This is a genomic window from Pseudomonas sp. PDNC002 (assembly GCF_016919445.1).
GTDB lineage: Bacteria > Pseudomonadota > Gammaproteobacteria > Pseudomonadales > Pseudomonadaceae > Pseudomonas.
Map to the genome: position 1 here is coordinate 3,781,369 of NZ_CP070356.1, position 17,221 is coordinate 3,798,589.

At 63.1% G+C, this 17,221-nt stretch carries 13 protein-coding genes and 1 pseudogene; 5 read left to right on the forward strand and 9 right to left on the reverse strand.

Translation table 11 applies throughout. The annotated features are described in order from the left end of the window. Positions 1-28: 28 nt before the first annotated feature. The gene (locus tag JVX91_RS17335; RefSeq protein WP_205335431.1) at positions 29-1,063 is read left to right on the forward strand and encodes a hypothetical protein; all 1,035 of its coding nucleotides are present in this window, start codon (positions 29-31) and stop codon (positions 1,061-1,063) included. 110 nt (positions 1,064-1,173) lie between these two features. Here the strand turns inward: JVX91_RS17335 and JVX91_RS17340 are convergent, their stop codons facing one another. The 3 genes from JVX91_RS17340 to JVX91_RS17350 form a co-directional block, all read right to left on the reverse strand. Next, positions 1,174-3,600: a TonB-dependent siderophore receptor gene (locus JVX91_RS17340; protein ID WP_205335432.1), complete on the reverse strand. Its 2,427-nt coding sequence runs from the start codon at positions 3,598-3,600 to the stop codon at positions 1,174-1,176. 76 nt (positions 3,601-3,676) lie between these two features. Next, on the reverse strand, positions 3,677-4,636 hold the full coding sequence (locus JVX91_RS17345) for a FecR domain-containing protein (protein ID WP_205335433.1): 960 nt from the start codon (positions 4,634-4,636) through the stop codon (positions 3,677-3,679). 5 nt (positions 4,637-4,641) lie between these two features. Continuing rightward, on the reverse strand, positions 4,642-5,172 hold the full coding sequence (locus tag JVX91_RS17350) for a sigma-70 family RNA polymerase sigma factor (protein WP_205335434.1): 531 nt from the start codon (positions 5,170-5,172) through the stop codon (positions 4,642-4,644). A gap of 312 nt (positions 5,173-5,484) precedes the next feature. On the opposite strand from JVX91_RS17350, the gene JVX91_RS17355 reads away from it, so the two are divergent. Continuing rightward, on the forward strand, positions 5,485-5,970 hold the full coding sequence (locus JVX91_RS17355) for a DUF2165 family protein (RefSeq protein ID WP_205335435.1): 486 nt from the start codon (positions 5,485-5,487) through the stop codon (positions 5,968-5,970). A 51-nt stretch (positions 5,971-6,021) separates the two neighbouring features. Then, positions 6,022-6,738: an SDR family oxidoreductase gene (locus tag JVX91_RS17360; protein ID WP_205335436.1), complete on the forward strand. Its 717-nt coding sequence runs from the start codon at positions 6,022-6,024 to the stop codon at positions 6,736-6,738. Positions 6,739-6,965: 227 nt separating this feature from the next. Here JVX91_RS17360 and JVX91_RS17365 read toward each other — a convergent pair whose 3' ends face one another. The 3 genes from JVX91_RS17365 to JVX91_RS17375 all read right to left on the reverse strand — a co-directional run bounded on the left by JVX91_RS17365 (position 6,966) and on the right by JVX91_RS17375 (position 10,059). Continuing rightward, positions 6,966-8,321 carry an OprD family porin gene (locus JVX91_RS17365; protein ID WP_205335437.1) on the reverse strand — a complete coding sequence of 452 codons (1,356 nt, stop codon included), beginning with the start codon at positions 8,319-8,321 and terminating at the stop codon, positions 6,966-6,968. Between the two features lie 383 nt (positions 8,322-8,704). Then, entirely contained in the window at positions 8,705-9,283 is a 579-nt protein-coding gene (locus tag JVX91_RS17370; protein WP_205335438.1) for a hypothetical protein, read from the reverse strand. Between the two features lie 38 nt (positions 9,284-9,321). Beyond that, positions 9,322-10,059 (reverse strand): hypothetical protein, encoded by a 738-nt coding sequence (locus JVX91_RS17375; protein WP_205335439.1) that lies wholly within the window; start codon positions 10,057-10,059, stop codon positions 9,322-9,324. A 233-nt stretch (positions 10,060-10,292) separates the two neighbouring features. Between JVX91_RS17375 and JVX91_RS17380 the strand changes: the two are divergent. Beyond that, positions 10,293-10,636: pseudogene (locus JVX91_RS17380) on the forward strand (cupin domain-containing protein). A 57-nt stretch (positions 10,637-10,693) separates the two neighbouring features. Here the strand turns inward: JVX91_RS17380 and JVX91_RS17385 are convergent. Further along, positions 10,694-11,386, reverse strand: a complete 693-nt coding sequence (locus JVX91_RS17385; protein WP_205340033.1) for an MgtC/SapB family protein — start codon at positions 11,384-11,386, stop codon at positions 10,694-10,696. A 435-nt stretch (positions 11,387-11,821) separates the two neighbouring features. Between JVX91_RS17385 and JVX91_RS17390 the strand changes: the two genes are divergently transcribed. After that, positions 11,822-12,130, forward strand: a complete 309-nt coding sequence (locus JVX91_RS17390; protein WP_205335440.1) for an NIPSNAP family protein — start codon at positions 11,822-11,824, stop codon at positions 12,128-12,130. Between the two features lie 530 nt (positions 12,131-12,660). Here the strand turns inward: JVX91_RS17390 and JVX91_RS17395 are convergent. Both JVX91_RS17395 and JVX91_RS17400 read right to left on the reverse strand, forming a co-directional pair. Continuing rightward, on the reverse strand, positions 12,661-14,079 hold the full coding sequence (locus JVX91_RS17395; protein ID WP_205335441.1) for an efflux transporter outer membrane subunit: 1,419 nt from the start codon (positions 14,077-14,079) through the stop codon (positions 12,661-12,663). Beyond that, complete coding sequence (locus tag JVX91_RS17400; RefSeq protein WP_205335442.1) at positions 14,076-17,207, reverse strand: efflux RND transporter permease subunit; 3,132 nt, start codon at positions 17,205-17,207, stop codon at positions 14,076-14,078. The genes JVX91_RS17395 and JVX91_RS17400 overlap by 4 nt, the downstream gene beginning before the upstream one ends. Positions 17,208-17,221: the final 14 nt, after the last annotated feature.

Consider the following 17,221-nt stretch of genomic DNA (forward strand, 5'->3'; position numbering starts at 1 on the left):
CTGTCCAGGAACGATAGCGATGTATTCCATGGGGCTGCTGCCGGCCAACGAGCTTTCCTACATCTCGACCATCATCAAGGCCGCCGCCGCAACCCGCGACTGGAACGCAGCGCTGGGGAGCAAGAAGGCGGGCAAGGTCCAGGAAGTCCAGTGCATGCGGGTGAAGGGCAAGCTGCTCATCGCCGGCAACTACGACCAGATCGACGAGGGTGAAGCGATCAAGTCGTACCTGGCGAGTTTCGGTGTCGGCAACGGCCACGATTTCGTCACGTGCATGCAGTACAGCCACGAGCTGCTCGCGCTGGACAGCCCGCGCTGGATCAGGGTCAACAAGGACAAGGAATTGAGCGACCCGGCCTACAAACTGCTGCAGGTGAAGGTCGATGCCCATGCCATGCCGAGCTACAGCGGCCAGGACAATTTGGTCATCCAGGGTTTCGCGGAGGCGCGGCCCATCTTCCTGGCAGGCGGGTTCGACGATGACGACCTCGGCACGATAATGGATCTGGTCGCGAAACCTCGCGCGAGCGGACCGGCGAGAACCGCGCCGCAGCAGAACCTGGCGTGGTTCCTGCGCCATTTCCTGGGGGTTTCCGAGGCGTCGGGGGCGCTCAAGGCGGCGGCGCGTCCCAGTGGCTTCGCCGGCAGCCTGGCTACCTGTGGCGACGTCGGCGTCGTGAAGAGCATGCAGGGCGTGCATGCCGAGTTGGTCCTGCTGTCGTTCCTGGCCCGCGAGGTGCTCACGAACCCCAATGATTTCTTCGGCGAAACCGTCTACCTGGGCGGCTCGAAGAACGCCTGCCAGTTCTGCAACAGCTGGATGGGCCATTACCGCAAATGGATCAAGCAATGGTTCAGCGTGAACGTCGTGCTGCCGTTCGAATACACCCATGCGATCGAGGACTTGGCGCGTCCACATGGAAGGGGCTCCGGCAGTCGCCCATCGCTGGCCGGCGTCGGCTACGCCGGCGAGTTCGCAACGGCCCTGTTCAACGGCGCGGCGGGTGGCAATTGCGCCGACCTGGAGGACAGTTCGACAAAGCTCATGGATTGGGTCGACTGACGCAATCGACCCGCGCGCATTCAACCGACTGACCCTCGCCGATGCCTGGGTTGCGGAGCTTGGCGAGCATCCGCCCCAGGCATCGTGCCAATCCATCGGCCTGGGCTTGCTTACCAGTCGTAGGTCATTTCCAGCGAGGCCACGCGCTCCTGGCCGTAGTAGCAGCCGAAGGAGTAGTTGCAGTCGGAGACGTACTCTCGGTCGAAGATGTTCTGCACGTTCAGGCGCGCCTGCAGGCCGTTCATGCTGGGCGAGAAGCGGCTGAGGTCATAGCTGACCGTGGTGTCGTAGACGACATAGGCGGGGGTGTGGAAGCTGTTCGCCGCGTCCCCCGGCTTCCTGCCCGTGTAGCGTGTGCCGACACCCCAGGTGAGGCCGTCGATGGTGGCCTGGCTGAAGTGGTAGTCCACCCACGCGGTGGCCGAGACCGGCGCCTGGGCCTCGCTGCGGTTGTCCTCGTTGCCGTAGGTTTCCTTGGTGTAGAACGAGTCGATGTAGGTCGCCGCGGCCAGTACATCGAACTGGTCGATGCTGGACTTGAGCTCCAGTTCGACACCGCGCGAACGCACCTCGCCGGACTGGCTCTCGTACTGCGGATAGTCGACGTCGCCGGTGAGTACGTTCTTCTGCTTGATCTGGAACACCGCGGCGGTCAGCAGGGTCCTGTCGAACGGCTGGTACTTCACACCCACTTCGTACTGCTCGCCCTCGGTGGGCTTGAACGCATTGCCACCGCGTTCCGGCGCGGCGGTGCCCACCGTTGGCAGGAAGGACTCGGAATAGCTGATGTAGGGCGCCAGGCCGAAGTCGGTGACGTAGGTCAGGCCGATGCGGCCGGTGAACTTGTTGTCGCGCTGTTCGGTGATGGTGCGCGCGAGCAGGTCCTTGTTCTCCACCTCGGCCCAGTCCTGGCGGCCGCCGACGGTGAGGATCCACTGGTCCAGCTTGATCTGGTCCTGCAGGTAGAGCCCGGTCTGGCGCACGGTGTTATCCCATTTGGTGGTCAGCTCCGGGCGCACGCTGCTGGTATCGGAATTGTTCTTCCCATAGAGGTTCACCGGCTCGGCGTCATAGGCGTTGTAGCCGTCGTACTTGCGGTTGAAGTGCCGGTAGTCGACGCCGGCCAGCGTGGTGTGCTGCAGGGCGCCGGTGTTGAAGCGGTATTCGAGGTTGTTGTCGAGGGTGTAGGCGCTGTTGTGCTGGCGCCAGTCGACCTTGGTCCGGTTGGCGCGGGTGTAGTCGGTGACGCCGTTGGCGTCGGTGACGAAACTGCGCAGGTAGAAGCCCCGGTAGCGGTCGTCGACGTCGGTGTAGCGCGCGGTGGAGCGGTACTGCAGGTCTTCGTTGAAGCGGTGGCTGAAGTCGTAGCCGAGGATGTACTGGTCGCGCTTGTAGTCGTTGTAGTGCGAGTCGCCGGAGAAGAAATCGCGGTCGATGCGCTGGCCGGTCGGCCCGCGCACCAGGCTGCCGATGCGCGGCAGCGACTGGTAGTCCTCCAGTCCATCGTCGCGCTGCACCTGGGCGAGCAGGGTCAGGGTGGTGTCTTCGGTGGGGGCCCAGGTCAGGCTGGGGGCCAGCAGCATGCGCTCGCTGTGGGTGTGGTCGACCTGCTCGTTGCCTTTCTTGGCGACGCCGATGACGCGGTAGGAGAAGGTCTTCTGCTCATCCAGCGGGCCGCTGGTATCGAAGGCGCCGTTGACACGGTGGTAGCTGCCCAGGCCGAACCTGACCTGGCTGCGCTGCTCGGTGGTGGGACGCTTGGAAACCATGTTGACCAGCCCGCCCGGCTGGTTCTGGCCATACAGCACCGAAGACGGGCCCTTGAGCACTTCGACGCGTTCCAGGGTGTAGGGATCGATCTGCGGGGCACCGCCCAGGCTGCCGGCATAGGGAAGGTACGCGCCGTCCAGGTACAGCGGTGTCGGGGCGAAGCCACGGCTGGTGATCTCGTCGGCGATGGAGTTGCGGTCGGTGTAGCCGTTGACGCCCAGGCCGGGGGTGTAGCGCAGCGCCTGGGTCAGGTTCTGCGCACCCTGGGTCTGGATCTGGTCGGCGGTGATCACGTTGATGGTCTGCGGGACTTCCAGGATCGGCGTATCGGTCTTGGTGGCGGTGCCGGTGCGTGTCGCCACGTAGCCCTCGACCGGTCCCCAGGCCGATTCCAGGGTCGCGCCGTTGATGGTGGTGGGCGCCATTTCCATGGCGTCGTCGGCCGGAGCCAGCACGTACCCGTCGGCCACCGCCTGGGCTTGCAGTCCGCTGCCGCGCAACAGATGGGCGAAGCCTTCCTCCAGCGAATAGCTGCCGTGCAGCGCTGGTGCCTGGCGTCCGCGAACCTGGCCGGCATCGAAGGACAGCGCCACGCCCGCCTGGCTGGCATAACGGTTCAGGGCGTTGCCCAAGGGGCCGGCGGGAATGTCGAAGCTGCGGCTGTCCGCCTGGGCCGGTAGCGACAGCGCCGGCAGGCCCAGGGATGTGGCCAGCCCCAGTTGCAGGGCCAGGGCCAGCGGAGAGAGGCGACGGGAAGAACGGTTCATGAAGGTTCCTGTTGGGTTGGCTTGTATCATTCAGGACGGGCCACTCAGCCAAACTGGAACCGACGGTGAAAAATAATTATTCGCGTGAATTTTCCCGACTCACCTGCAGCAGCCACGGGCCGTAGGACTTCACCTGCAGCGGGAAGCTGCGCGCCAGCAAGCGCAATGCGCGTTGCGGATCGTCCATCGGCAACACCGCGGAAACCCGCAGGTCGGCCAGGGCCTTGGCGTCGTAGGCCAGGTAGCCGTTGAAGGTGCGGTCCAGCTCCTTCAGCACCTCGGGCAGGGGGCGGTCCCACACCACCCACTGGTGGTTGCGCCAGGCGTGTTCGAAGGTGCTGCTGTCCACCCGCTGCGGCTGGCCGAGCCCCTGGTCATCCAGGCGCAGGCGCTGGCCTGCCGCCACTTCCACGGTGGCGCCGGTGACGCTGCGCACCTCGACGCGGGATTCGAGCATGGTCAGCCAGGTGGCGTCGTCGCGGCGCTCGACGATGAAGCGCGTGCCCAGGGCGCGAATGCTGCCGTGGGCGGTCTCGACGATGAAGGGGCGAGCGCTGTCATGGGCCACTTCCACCAGGATGTCACCCTGGATGAGGCGCACGGTACGTCGGTGGGCATCGAAGTCGAGGTCGGCCGCCGAGCGTCCGTCGAGGATGACCTGGCTGCCATCGTCCAGGCGGGTTTGCTGCCACTGGCTGGTGCCGGTGCGAAGGTCGGCGAGCAGATAAGACGGCGGGTTGGCGTGCAGGAACATCCCCAGCGGCAGTAGTGTCGCAAAGGCCAGGGCCAGCGCAACGCCACCGGAGCGGCGGCTGCGGCGCTGGTGGTCGAGGTCCTGCGCGGCATCCAGCGCGGCGTGCGCGGGCGCCGCGCTGAGCAGGTCGAAACGCTGCAGCATGTTCGTCAGGCTGCGCGCCGCTGCGGCACGGCGCGGGTCGCTGGCGCACCAGGCATCGAATTCGGCTTGCCGCTGCGGCTCGTCTTCCAGGCGTACCAGCCATTCGGCGGCTTCGTTCAGCAGGGCTTCGTCACGCATGGCCGTCACGCCTCACCCAGCTGGCGATGGCAGTGCAGCAGCGCCTGCACCAGGTATTTCTGCACCATGCGCGTGGAGACGCCAAGGCGTTCCGCGATCTGTTCGTGGGGCAGGCCGTCGAGATGGCGCAGCAGAAAGGCCATGCGCGCCTTGGCGTTGAGTCCGAGCAGCGCCTGGGCGATCTGTTCCAGCGCGTCGATCGCGTCGGCGACCTGTTCGGCGGAAGGGTAACCGGCGCCTTCGTCCGCTACCCGTGCCAATTCTTCCAGGTAGGCCTGCTCGATGGCCTGCCGGCGGGCGCGGTCGATGAGCAAGCGACGGGCGATGGTGCCGATGAACGCGCGCGGCTCCTGCAGGCCAAGCAGGTCGCGGGACGCCAGGATGCGCACGAAGGTGTCGTGGGCCAGGTCGGCGGCGTTCTGCGGGCAGCCCAGGCGCTTGCGCAGCCAGCCCTTCAGCCAGCCGTTGTGCTCGCGGTAGAGCTGATCTACGGTGTCACGCGCAAGGAGAGGCGAGGAGGGCGGAGCGCTAGTCATGATTTTAATTGGCATTTGAGAATGCTTCGCAATATATGCGTGCCATCATTGCGGAGCAAGCCCCATCGCGGGCCAGCCGGCCTGTTCCAGGCGCCAACCGGAGCGGAATTTTCCATGCAGTGGTTTCGGTTTATTGCAGGGCGATTTTCTCTCTTGACCTCAAGTTAGATTGAGGTTTTAGAGTCCTGCCCGAACTTTCCCGCAGTGGCGAATCCGCCCTTGCCGGCAAGGACACAGGACAGGCGCGCGCGGAGTGTGACCGGGATTTCGGCCATCCAGCGCACCTGGAAAACGGCCCCACAAGGACCAGGCATGGACACCCACACTTCACTGATGATTTTCCAGGCGGTGCACGCCCTGGGATTCAGCCTCTGGCTGAGTATTGCGCTGATCAACAACCTCCACACCTTCGCCGGCTCGGCGGGCGCCGTCGGAGCGACCATGGCGATGGTTCCATTGCGCCAGGCACCGCCAATCGAGACACCGATGCTGGCGCGAGCACTGACGTCGCCCGCCCTGCATCGCCTGGCGCTGGCCCTCATCGTGGCGCTCCAGGGGATCGCTGTACTCGCGGCCTGGACGGGCTGCTATTTCCTGCTCCTGGGCGCTGGCCCGGAGGCGGCCCGGCCCTGGTTGAACCTGGCCTCCAGCGCCGCCCTCGCGTTCCTCTTCGCGATGCTCCTGGGTGGGCTCTGGTTCGGCTACTGGATTCGCCAGGAAGGGTTGCAATTGACGCATCTGGTGCTGGTGGTCTGGGTGCTGCTCGGCTTCGTCATCCTCAATGTCCGCTGGATGTAGTACGCGCGGCGCTGGCAAACACCACAGGGCCGAAAGGCGGGGGGAGATACGATGAATATCATGATCGTGGGCGCGAGCAGGGGGCTGGGATCTGCTCTGGCCCAGGGCCTGGGCAGACCGGGCGACACCATCGTCGGGGTGTCGCGCAGACGCCCCGAGTCGCTGGAAATTCCGGCAGGGGTTCGCCTGGAGTGGATCGAAGCCGATCTGGCCGAGCCCGGGGCAGCCGTGGCGGCCATCGAGGCCCAGGCGCCTGCCGAACTCGATGTGCTGATCTGCAACGTCGGCATCTGGGAAGAGCATGCCTTCACTGAGCAATACTCCTTCCTCGCCGACTCCGACGAGTCCATCGGCAGGATGGTGGACGTGAACATCACCGCTACGCTGCTCCTGCTCAAGCGCCTGGTCCCCAGGTTGCTGGATTCGCCACGGCCGCAGCTGATCCTGACGGGATCGACCTCGGCTTTGCGCCAGAGCGGACGACCGGAAGTGGCCTTCGGCGCCTCCAAGTTCGCCCTCAATGGCGTGGCCGATGCGTTGCGCGAAGGCTTCAGGGGCTGGAACCTGGCAGTGACCGTGCTGCAGTTGGGCGACCTGAATACCGACGACCCGTTGTCCACCCCGGTGGAGGATGCCGCGCGGCGAGGGGAGGGACGTCAGGTTCCACTGCACGATGTGGCCAGGATGGTCGATGCGTTGTTGCGGCTTTCCGGTGCTTCCTACGTTCGCGAACTCGTTCTCCCGGCGATTCGCGATGAGCGCTTCTAAATCCGGCCTGCCAGGACGATGCACGAAAAAAAGGCGCCCATGCGGGCGCCGAGAGTTCCTCTCCCTCCAAAGGGGCACGTGGAGCACCAGGGAGGGGAACGGTACTGCAGGGAAATCATCACCACGGCCTTGGGGGGCGGTGATGACTTCCGTTATACGCAACGGTGCCTAACGGGAGGCTGAGGCGCAGCTGACAATTCCGTCATCCACCCACAAGGCGCGCGCGATCACAGAATGTAGAGCGGGTACTCGACGATCAGCCGCACTTCGTCCAGGTCCGATTCGAAGGCCGTGGCGCGGGTGGTGGCCTGGCGCACGCGCAGGGACAGGTCCTTGAGCTGGCCTTCCTGGAACACGTACTTCGCCTCGATGTCGCGCTCCCAGCGCTTCTGGTCGGTGAGCGGATCGCCGTTGCCATCGCGACGCATGTAGACGGAGTTGGCGTTGGAGTAGTCGGCGTCGGTACCGCGCGCGTAGCGGGTCATGAAGCTCAGACCGGGCACGCCGTAGGTGGCCATGTCGAGGTCGTAGCGGACCATCCAGGAACGCTCCTTCGGTGAGTTGAAGTCGCTGTACTGGATGGAGTTGTCCAGGTAGATGGAGTCGGCCTGGCGCAGGTAGTCGAAGTCGTTGTTGCCATTGTTGCGCTGGTGGCTGACGGCGATGCGGTGGGCGCCGAAGTGCACGCCGGCGCTGGCGCTCCAGATGTTGGTGTTGAACTCGCCGAGCAGCTCGCGGCCGTCGTCCACCGACTTGTAGTAGTTGAAGCCGCCGAACAGTTCCACGGCCTCGCTGAGCGGGAAGTTCAGCGCGGTGCCGAAGTAATACTGGTTCCACGCATCCTTCAGGCGGCTGCTGTAGAGGCTGACACTGGCGTTGTCGTTGATGCTGTAGTCGCCGCCGCCATAGGCGAGCCAGGGCGAATCCACGGGGCCTGCGTAGAAGGTGGCGAAGCCGTCGTCCATCTGCCGTGATTGCGGCTGGCTCATGGAGTGCAGCCGTCCGCCTTGCAGAGTCAGGCCGTCGAGGCTGGTGTTCTGCAGGGTGAAACCACGGAAGGATTCGGGCAGCAGGCGCGAGTCGCCGTAGTGCACCACGGGGGTTTCCGGGAACACATCACCGACCTTCAGCACCGTGTCCCACAGGCGCACCTTGGCGGCGCCGCCGGCCTTGGCGTAATCGCTCTCGGTGCGCCCGTCGTTGTCGGTGGGCAGTACATCCACCGAGCTGCCGGCGCCGTTGCGGCCATCACCGGTATCGAGCTGGAAGCCGAGCATGGCGAAGGCGTCCACCCCGACGCCGACCGTGCCCTGGGTGAAGCCGGATTCGAACTTGCCGATGATCCCCTGGGCCCAGACTTCCGAGTAGCCGTTGCCGCGTGGCGGCATGGACTGGCCGTGGCGGGCGTCGCGGTTGAAGTACAGGTTGCGGTTGAGGATTTCCAGGCTGGCGCCTTCGATGAAGCCTTCGGGCTTCTCTTCGGACTTGCCTTCGGCCAGGGCGGCCGGCGAAGCGACCCCCAGTGCCAGCAGCGAAGCCGCCAGCGGGAATTTGTGTCGGTACTTTCGATGCGTGCGATACATGAATGTGCTCCTAAGGGCAGGATGGTTTGGTTACCGCCTGCTGTTGTTGTTTTCGCCCAGGCGTGGCGAGGGCCACGGGCATCGTGTAGGAGCACGGATAACGGGCCGGTGAGGCGGCGATGACAAATCTGTCAGGTAGGGGCGGCCACGCGCTGTGAATACGGCAAGCTCAGGACTGCGCGCGGGTTTGCGAATTGGGCAGGAGTGAATTTCAGAGGGATTTCGCTTTGCAGGGATTTGAATGATCAATAATATTGCCGATCATCACGGTTTTCCTTTTGGTGGTATCAATTCATTGATAATGCTTTTCCCAGCGCTATTGCCATAGCAGTAAGAAGCGCTTCCTTCCTTGTTAGCCCCGATAAAGCTTCTGATTAATTGAATTATGAATCCTCCAGAATAGCCGTAGTAGATCTCCCAACTACATCTCCTGTCTGAATATTTTGGATAGATGTAGTCTGAGTTAAGATATATTTTCCATGTACGCCTCGGCGCATAGCATAAGAGTATTCGCTGCTTAAGTTGGAGATTGATACCTTGGATAGTCCCGAGCCGTCATAAGAAAATCTATAAAAACCTTCCCCCCTGATTTTGTTAACCTCAACAAATCTGTATCCTTTTTTCAGAAATGATTCTGCATTGAACTCAGCTCCATCCCCCGTGTCGAAAAAACCTTCCACTGGTATCGCCTTATCAAAGTGCATGCCCGCATCGGATCTGCAGACCGACTTCCAAGAGAGATAGGTATAGATTTCACTTCCAAAAAATATACCAAACACTACCGCAGAAGCGGTAAGTGCCGAAAAATAGCTATTTCCTCGCGTTTTAACTATGAATCCAGAATATGCGCTGACAACCATGCCGATGAGTGCATAGGCGACCACTAGAATTGGAAATAACAAAATCACTTTCATCACCCGCGTTATTTTTAATTTTCCGCTCGCTAAGGCTTTCGCTTGCATACTGACTTAACGGGGTTCTGTAAAGGCGTAACTGATTTCTAATCCCCCATTATTGTTTTTGTGGAGTTCTTGAATTTTTCAAAAAAAGCTCGCCAGTTGTTTAGCGCTGATTCATCGAACTGCGCTTTAGCTATCCACCCGTTTTCTAAATCGATTGTGACGTTGCAGAATGAATCTGAGCACGAAAATATTGGTGGGTTGCCAATGAAAGTCTTTAGCTCTGTTTTGTTTTTTGGCACCCACCATCCCCCGGTTACATTCTTTTCTGTATACCATTCAAGATCTGGGTGTGTTGTGGATGATTGGCTTTCAAGTAGTTTGGTTTGGCGCCTATTTTTTGCGAAGCTTGTTTCTTCGTATAATTTTTTGTATGGATTATTTGGTGAGATGCTTCTGTTTAATTCGAATGGAAAAATAAAGTTGGTGTAGCCTTCGAGGTTTTGAGATTTTTTTTCTTTCCAAAGGCCTTGATTGAAATATTGAACCTGAATTAAGTCGGGGTTTTTTTTGCCTGCAGGAATTTTAATGGCGCAGTTGGCTAGCTGTATGGGGGTGAATTCTGGTAGGCAATAGTGAACGTAAAATGATGATCCGTCCATGCGGCCAAAAATAGGTACGTAAATTTTATTTATCTTTTTCGCGATATTACTTGTTGTGGCTGGTTTTGTAGCTTCAGTCGAAATTGCTAATGTCGGTATCAGCAATAAACTCATGATGGATGTTCGTATTTTTTTGATGTGTCGTTGTCTGGTTTTGTTTTTTTGTTCTTCAGTCATTCGCCGATTTTCCAATTTTTTGTATTGGTTATATTATTGAATTCCATGTTTTAGAATTTTCCTGCCGTGTCGCACAGCATAGATTTTTAACGTTCGTTTAGGTTTTCGTCTATGTGCTGTTGTTGTGCGGGCGGGGCAGCGCTTCCAGGCATACCGATGTCGGAACCAGGCAACCCTCGCGCGCAGGCGACGCCTAGGGTGACGGACCTTCACTGCAATAATCTGGAGCTGTCATGTCCGATTTCATCACCGTCCTGCGCAACACCTACCCGACGCCCGTGCTGGACGCCACCAAGTGGAAGCGCATCGGCGGCGACCCGCACACCGTCAACCTCAACGCCTACCTCTCGGCGGACGGCAGCAAGATCATGGGCACCTGGATCTGCACACCTGGCAAGTTCGAGGTGAACTACGAGAAGTGGGAGTACTGCCATTTCCTCGACGGCTACTGCGTCATCACCCCGAGGGTGAGCAGCCGATCCATCTGCGCGCAGGCGACGTGTTCGTCATCGAGCCGGGCATGAAAGGGACTTGGGAAGTGGTGGAAACGGTACGCAAGTATTTCGTCTTCGCCTGATCGCCGTGGGCAACGAAAAAGGGAGCCGACGGGCTCCCTTTTTTCGTACCGCGACGCTTACTGCGGGCCGTCGCTGACCGACCAGCTCGCCGCTGACACATAGGGCGCCAATGCCAGTTCGCCGACCAGGGATTCCAGCAGGCTGTCCTTGTCGCTGGGGGCCAGCACCAGGGCGGCCACTTCCACTTCGCCGCCGGTCTTGCGGGCGTGGCTTTCCAGGCTTTGCAGGGCCAGGCCATTCGCGCTCAGCCGACGTAGCAAGGTGGAGCGCACCAGCGCTTCCTGATGCGCTTCGGTGACCGCCTCGACCGTGTAGTAGCGCTCGCTGCTCGGCTCGATGGGGGCGTGGCGCTGGATCCAGCGCGTCACCGAGGGCAGGGTGAGGTTGCACAGCACGATCAGCAGGGTGGCGACCAACGCCGCCGCGAGGAATCCGCTCCCCGCCAGCACGCCCACCGCGCCGGTACACCAGATCGTCGCCGCGGTGCTCAGGCCACGCACGCTCAAGCCATCGCGCATGATCACACCGGCGCCGAGGAAGCCGATACCGGTGACCACCTGGGCGGACATACGCACCACCTGGTCCTCCGCGCCCATGAGGAAGGGCAGGGTAGCGAAGGTGGCGGCGCCGAGGGAAACCAGGCCGTGGGTGGCGACGCCCGTGAAGCGCTGGCGCCATTGACGCTCCATGCCGATCAGCGCGCCGAAGCAGAGCGCCGCGAAGAGGTCGAGGATGATGTCGAAGTACATGCCTTTGTGCTCCGCGCTGGCCTTGCGCTGGCGCTTGTGGGAAGGGGTGTGGTGCACCCGGTGATCCAGTTCGACCAGTCTACCGGGCCAGGGGTGGGATCGGGGTGATATGTCTCAAGGGGTATTTTTTCGGCGGTTGGTGGGGCCGAGTCCTTGGTTTCGGCCGTTGTCCTGGCTGCGCCAGGATTTCGCGGACAAGGTCCGCTCCTACAGGCCAGGACCTGCTTGCTGGCACTCGTAGGAGCGGACCTTGTCCGCGAAGTCCATCACGCAGCAACCGGCGCGGCAGGCAACTGCTGATGACGTGCTGTCCCGCCGGGGAGGGCTCGGCCCCGGCACGTCTGCCAAATCCATAAGCGTACGTGGACGAGCTAACGACTCGCCGCGAGGAATGGGTAGTGTGGCCATCCCTTTCACCGGAAGAGAGTTGGCAAGATGGTTACCTGTTACCTGCGCTACGTGCTGGACCCGTACAAGCTCAAGGAATTCGAACATTACGGCCGGTTGTGGATCCCGCTGGTGGAGCGCTTCGGCGGACAGCACCACGGTTACTTCCTGCCTTCGGAGGGCGCGAACAACATTGCCCTGGCGATGTTCACCTTCCCCAGCCTGGCCGATTACGAACGCTACCGGCAGCAGTCCATGGACGATCCCGAGTGCCAGGCGGCGTTCCGTTACGCCGAGGAAACCCGCTGCATCCTCAGCTACGAGCGGAGTTTCTTCCGGCCGGTGTTCGGCGGCTGATTGGCCGCTGTCGTGATCAGATGAACCCTGCGAAAAGGCTGGAAGCTCCACAGGTGCGGGCATCGAGATAACCGGCTGGCTGATCGCGGGCCCGCTCCCACGAGTTGCCTCTGTGCTTGGGGCGGCCCTCACCCTAACCCTCTCCCAGGGGGAGAGGGGACCGTCCGGTGCAGGATGGAACCTTCACGTCAGTCGGCTCGAACTGCCCCCTCTCCCTCAGGGAGAGGGGGCCGTCCGGTGCAGGATGAAACCTTCGCGTCAGTCGGCTCGAACTGCCCCCCTCCCTGAGGAGCGGGGCGCGCAGCCAGGGCCGGGGTGAGGGGAATGCATCGGTACGGACTTCCTGAAAGAAGGCAGTCGCTCCTATGCAAGCATCAAGCCCGGTAGGAGCGGACTCCGTCCGCGATCGTCATCCGCCGGCAGAGGAGCAGCACCGTAGGGCGCATAACGCCGGAGGCGTTATCCGCCATGGCGGCGGATAACCCGTTCCGGGTTATGCGCCCTACGTGTACTGGAGCCAAGGTGGTGGATCAGCGCCGCACCGTCACCTCGCCGCTCCAGCCACCGCCGAGGGCGCGGAATAGGTCCACCAGGGCGATCTGCCGCTGGGTGCTGGTCTCGATGTAGGCCGACTCGTTGACGAAGTTGCTGCGTTGCGCATCGAGGTAGCGCAGGTGGCTGTCCACGCCGCCTTCGTAGCGCGCCTTGGCCAGCTTCAGCGTCTCGTTGGTGGTGTTGGCCAGGGCCCGACGTGCGGCTTCCTCGCGGCGTAGAGTATCGGTCGCTGCAAGCGCGTCAGCGACTTCACGGAACGCCGTCTGGATGGTCCCTTCGTAGGCGGCCACGGCGGAGTCCTTGCGCACCTTGGCCAGGTCGAGATTGGCGCTGTTGCGACCGGCATCGAAGATCGGCAGCGAAAGCGTCGGCACGAAGCTCCACGAACGCGAGCCACCGTCGAACAACCCGGACATTTCCGCACTGGACGTACCGAAGCTGCCGGTCAGGCTGATGCGCGGGAAGAACGCCGCGCGGGCCGCGCCGATATCGGCGTTGCGCGCCTTGAGTACGTGCTCGGCGGCGAGGATGTCCGGGCGCCGCTCAATCAGCTCCGATGGGGCTCCAGGAGCGATGTCCTGGATCAGCATCGGCTTGTCCTGCGGCACCTGCGCAATGCGTTGGGCCGCGTCCGGCGTGCCGAGCAGTAGCACCAGCGCGTTGAACGCCTGCTGCTTCTGCCGCGCATTGCTTTCCAGCTCCGCGCGAGACTGTTCGACCAGCCCCAGTGCCTCCTGGTAATCCAGCGCGGTGGCCGCGCCGGCGCTACGCCGCTGGCTGATCAGGCTGAGCGAGTCCTCGCGGCTGGCGAGGGTCTGCTCGGTCAGTTGCAGGCGACGCTGGGCGCCGTCATAGGTCAGGTAGGCCTGGCTGACTTCGGCTATCAGCGCGATGCGTGCGCTGCGGCCGGCTTCCTCGGTGGAGAGGTACTGCTCCAGTGCGGCGTCGGTCAGGCTCTTCACCCGGCCGAACAGGTCCAGCTCGTACTCGGGCAGCGCGAGGCCGACCTGATAGCTGCTGCTCACCGCGGAACCGCCGCTATTGGACAGGTCAGCCGGCAACCGCTGGCGATTGCCATTGGCCGAGGCGTTCAGCCCCGGCACGCGCTCCGAACGCTGGATGCGGTACTGCGCGCGGGCCTGCTCGATGTCCAGCAGGGTCTGGCGCAGCGAGCGGTTGTTGTCCAGGGCGACGCCCACCAGATTGCGCAGCTCGCTGTCGACGATGAAGGTCTGCCAGTCGAGGTTGCTGGCGGCCTGGCCGGTTTTCGCGGCCGGGCTATTCCAGCTCGACGCCACCGGTGCCTCGGGGCGTTCGTAGGTGGGCGCCATCGAGCAGCCGGCCAGGCTCAGCGCCAGCAGCAAGGCGCAGGCGGGTTTATGCAGGGCGGTCATTGCGCGACCTCCGAAGTTTGGTGCGTGGTTTTCGGTTGGCGACGCAGCAGCGACAGCAGCCAGACGAAGCAGATGGGCACGAAGATCACCCCCAGCAGCGTGGCGCTGAGCATCCCGCCGATCACCCCGGTACCCAGGGCGCGCTGGCTCGCCGCGCCGGCGCCGCTGGCGACCACCAGCGGCACCACGCCGAGGATGAAGGCCATGGAGGTCATGATGATCGGGCGGAAGCGCAGGCGCGCGGCCTGGATCGCGGCGTCGCGCAGGCTGTGGCCCTGTTCCCAGAGCTCCTTGGCGAACTCCACGATGAGGATCGCGTTCTTCGCCGCGAGACCGATGACGGTGATCAGGCCGACCTTGAAGTACACGTCGTTGGGCAGCCCGGTGACCGTCACCGCCAATACCGCGCCGAGGGCGCCGATGGGCACGATGAGCATCACCGACAGCGGGATCGCCCAGCTCTCGTAGAGCGCCACCAGCAGCAGGAACACCACCAGAATAGCCAGGGCGAACAGCTGGCTCGCCTGGCCGCTGGCGACCTTCTCCTGGTAGGACAGGCCGGTCCACTCGTAACCGATGCCGGCCGGCAGCTCTGAGGCCAGGCGCTGCATCTCGGCCATGGCTTCGCCGGTACTCACCCCCGGTGCAGCGTCGCCGGCGATACGGATCGACGGGTAACCGTTGTAACGCGCCAGCTGCACCGGGCCTTCTTCCCAGCGGGTGCTGACGAAGGCGGACAGCGGCACCAGCTCGCCGCTGGTGTTGGGCACATAGAGCTTGAGCACGGCTTCCGGGGTCATCCGGTCACCCTGTTCGGCCTGCACCACCACGCGTTGCTGGCGGCCGGCGTTGGCGAAGTCGTTGATCACCGACGAACCGAAGGCGGTGGACAGCGCACTGCTGATGGACTCGAAACTGACGCCCAGGGTACGCGCCTTCTCGCGGTCGATTTCGACGCGCAGCTGTGGCGCCTCGGCGAGGCCTTCCATCATCGCGTAGAGGATCTTCGGGTTGCCGTTGGCCTGCCCGAGCAACTGGTCGCGGGCCGCGAGCAGTGCCTCGCGGCCGAGGCCGGCGCGGTCCTGCAGGCGCAGCGAGAAGCCACCGGAGTTGCCCAGGCCGTCAATCGGCGGCGGGGTCACGGCCATGATCGCGCCGTCGCTGATGCCGGCGAAACGCTCGTTCACCGCGGCGGTTTCCGCTTCGGCGGACTGCGACTTGTCGCGCACGGACCAGTCCTTCAGGGTCGGGAAGGCCAGCGCGGCGTTCTCGCCCATGCCGGAGAAGCTGAAGCCCATCACCAGGAAGGACGAGGCCACGGCTTCACGCGAAGCGAGGAACTTCTCCAACTCCTGGCCGGTGATGTCGGCCCGCGCGCGGGTGGCGCCCGGCGGCAGCTGGATGTCGACGATCATGTAGCCCTGATCTTCCACCGGCACGAAGGATTCCGGCAGGCGCAGGTAGCTGTAGCCGAGCAGGGCGAGGATGCCGGCGTAGATCAGCATGTAGCGCCCGGCGCGTTTCACCAGCGCGCTGTTGAGCCGCGTGTAGCGCTCGGTCAGGCGCGTGAAGCCACGGTTGAAGGCGCCGAAGAAGCCGCGTTTCTCGTGATGGCCCGCCGGGATCGGCTTGAGCAGCGTGGCGCATAGCGCCGGAGTGAAGGTCAGGGCGAGGAAGCCGGAGAACAGGATCGACACCGCCAGCGACAGGGAGAACTGCTGGTAGATCACGCCCACCGAACCGGCCATGAACGCCAGCGGCAGGAACACCGCCGAGAGCACCAGGGTGATGCCGATGATCGCACCGGACACCTGGCCCATCGCCTTGACCGTGGCCTTCGCCGGGGACAGGCCTTCCTCGGCCATGATCCGCTCGACGTTCTCCACCACCACGATGGCGTCGTCCACCAGGATGCCGATGGCCAGCACCATGCCGAACATGGTCATCATGTTCACCGAGAAGCCCAGCAGGTACATCATCGTCAGCGTACCCAGCAGGCACACCGGCACGACGATGGCCGGGATCAGGGTGTAGCGCACGTTCTGCAGGAACAGGAACATCACCAGGAACACCAGCACCATGGCTTCGAGCAGGGTGTGGATGACCTTCTCGATGGCCACGTCGACGAAGCGCGAGGTGTCGTAGGGCACCGAGTACTCGACGTCGTCGGGGAAATTCACCGACAGCTCGGCCAGGCGCTCCTTCACCAGGGCGGCGGTCTGCAGGGCGTTGGCGCCGGGGGAGAGCTGGATGGCGCCGGCCACGGTGGGCTTGCCGTCCAGGCGGGCGGTGAAGTTATAGCTTTCGCTGCCGACTTCCAGGCGCGCCACGTCGGCCAGCTTCACGCTGGAGCCGTCTGGATTGGCGCGCAGGACGATACGGCCGAACTCCGCCGGGTCGTCCAGGGTGCCCTTCACGGCGAGGGTGGCGGTCAGCTCCTGCTCGGTGCTGCCGGGGGAAGCGCCGAAGCTGCCGGCCGGTACCTGCACGTTCTGCCCGCGAATGGCGTTGCCCACGTCATCGATGGACAGGCCGTAGCCGACCAGTTTCTGCGGGTCGATCCACACGCGCATGGCGGCTTCGGAGGAGAAGAACTGCAGCTTGCCGACGCCTTGTACGCGGCGCAGCTCGTTGTTGATGTTGCGCGCGGCGTAGTCGCCCAGGGCGGTGGTATCGGTGCGCTGCGAGCCTTCCTTGTAGTTCAGCGCGTAGATCAGCAGGAAGCCGGCGCTGGTCTGCTCGACTTCCAGGCCCTGCGTGAGCACGGCCTGGGGCATGCGTGCCTCGGCCTTCTTCAGGCGGTTCTGCACGTCCACCTGGGCCAGCTCGGGATTAGTGCCGGGCTGGAAGGTGACCACCACTTCGGCCATGCCGTTGGAGTTGCTGGTGGATTCGAAGTAGAGCAGGCCCTTGGCGCCGTTGAGCTCCTCTTCGATCACGCTGGTGACCGAGTCCACCAGCACCTGCGCCGAGGCGCCGGGGTAGGTGGCGGTAACGGTGATCTGCGGCGGCGCCACGCTGGGGTACTGTGCAACTGGCAGCAGCGGAATCGCCAGCAGGCCGGCCAGGGAAATGAACAGCGCCACCACCCACGCGAAGTTGGGGCGCTTGATGAAGAACAGTGACATGGGGAATTCCTCGG

Excerpts from the sequence above, each read along its gene's own strand:
- JVX91_RS17335 (WP_205335431.1), top strand. The coding sequence starts at position 29 with ATGGGGCTGCTGCCGGCCAACGAGCTTTCCTACATCTCGACCATCATC.
- JVX91_RS17340 (WP_205335432.1), bottom strand. The coding sequence starts at position 3,600 with ATGAACCGTTCTTCCCGTCGCCTCTCTCCGCTGGCCCTGGCCCTGCAA.
- JVX91_RS17345 (WP_205335433.1), bottom strand. The coding sequence starts at position 4,636 with ATGCGTGACGAAGCCCTGCTGAACGAAGCCGCCGAATGGCTGGTACGC.
- JVX91_RS17350 (WP_205335434.1), bottom strand. The coding sequence starts at position 5,172 with ATGACTAGCGCTCCGCCCTCCTCGCCTCTCCTTGCGCGTGACACCGTA.
- JVX91_RS17355 (WP_205335435.1), top strand. The coding sequence starts at position 5,485 with ATGGACACCCACACTTCACTGATGATTTTCCAGGCGGTGCACGCCCTG.
- JVX91_RS17360 (WP_205335436.1), top strand. The coding sequence starts at position 6,022 with ATGAATATCATGATCGTGGGCGCGAGCAGGGGGCTGGGATCTGCTCTG.
- JVX91_RS17365 (WP_205335437.1), bottom strand. The coding sequence starts at position 8,321 with ATGTATCGCACGCATCGAAAGTACCGACACAAATTCCCGCTGGCGGCT.
- JVX91_RS17370 (WP_205335438.1), bottom strand. The coding sequence starts at position 9,283 with ATGCAAGCGAAAGCCTTAGCGAGCGGAAAATTAAAAATAACGCGGGTG.
- JVX91_RS17375 (WP_205335439.1), bottom strand. The coding sequence starts at position 10,059 with ATGACTGAAGAACAAAAAAACAAAACCAGACAACGACACATCAAAAAA.
- JVX91_RS17385 (WP_205340033.1), bottom strand. The coding sequence starts at position 11,386 with ATGTACTTCGACATCATCCTCGACCTCTTCGCGGCGCTCTGCTTCGGC.
- JVX91_RS17390 (WP_205335440.1), top strand. The coding sequence starts at position 11,822 with ATGGTTACCTGTTACCTGCGCTACGTGCTGGACCCGTACAAGCTCAAG.
- JVX91_RS17395 (WP_205335441.1), bottom strand. The coding sequence starts at position 14,079 with ATGACCGCCCTGCATAAACCCGCCTGCGCCTTGCTGCTGGCGCTGAGC.
- JVX91_RS17400 (WP_205335442.1), bottom strand. The coding sequence starts at position 17,207 with ATGTCACTGTTCTTCATCAAGCGCCCCAACTTCGCGTGGGTGGTGGCG.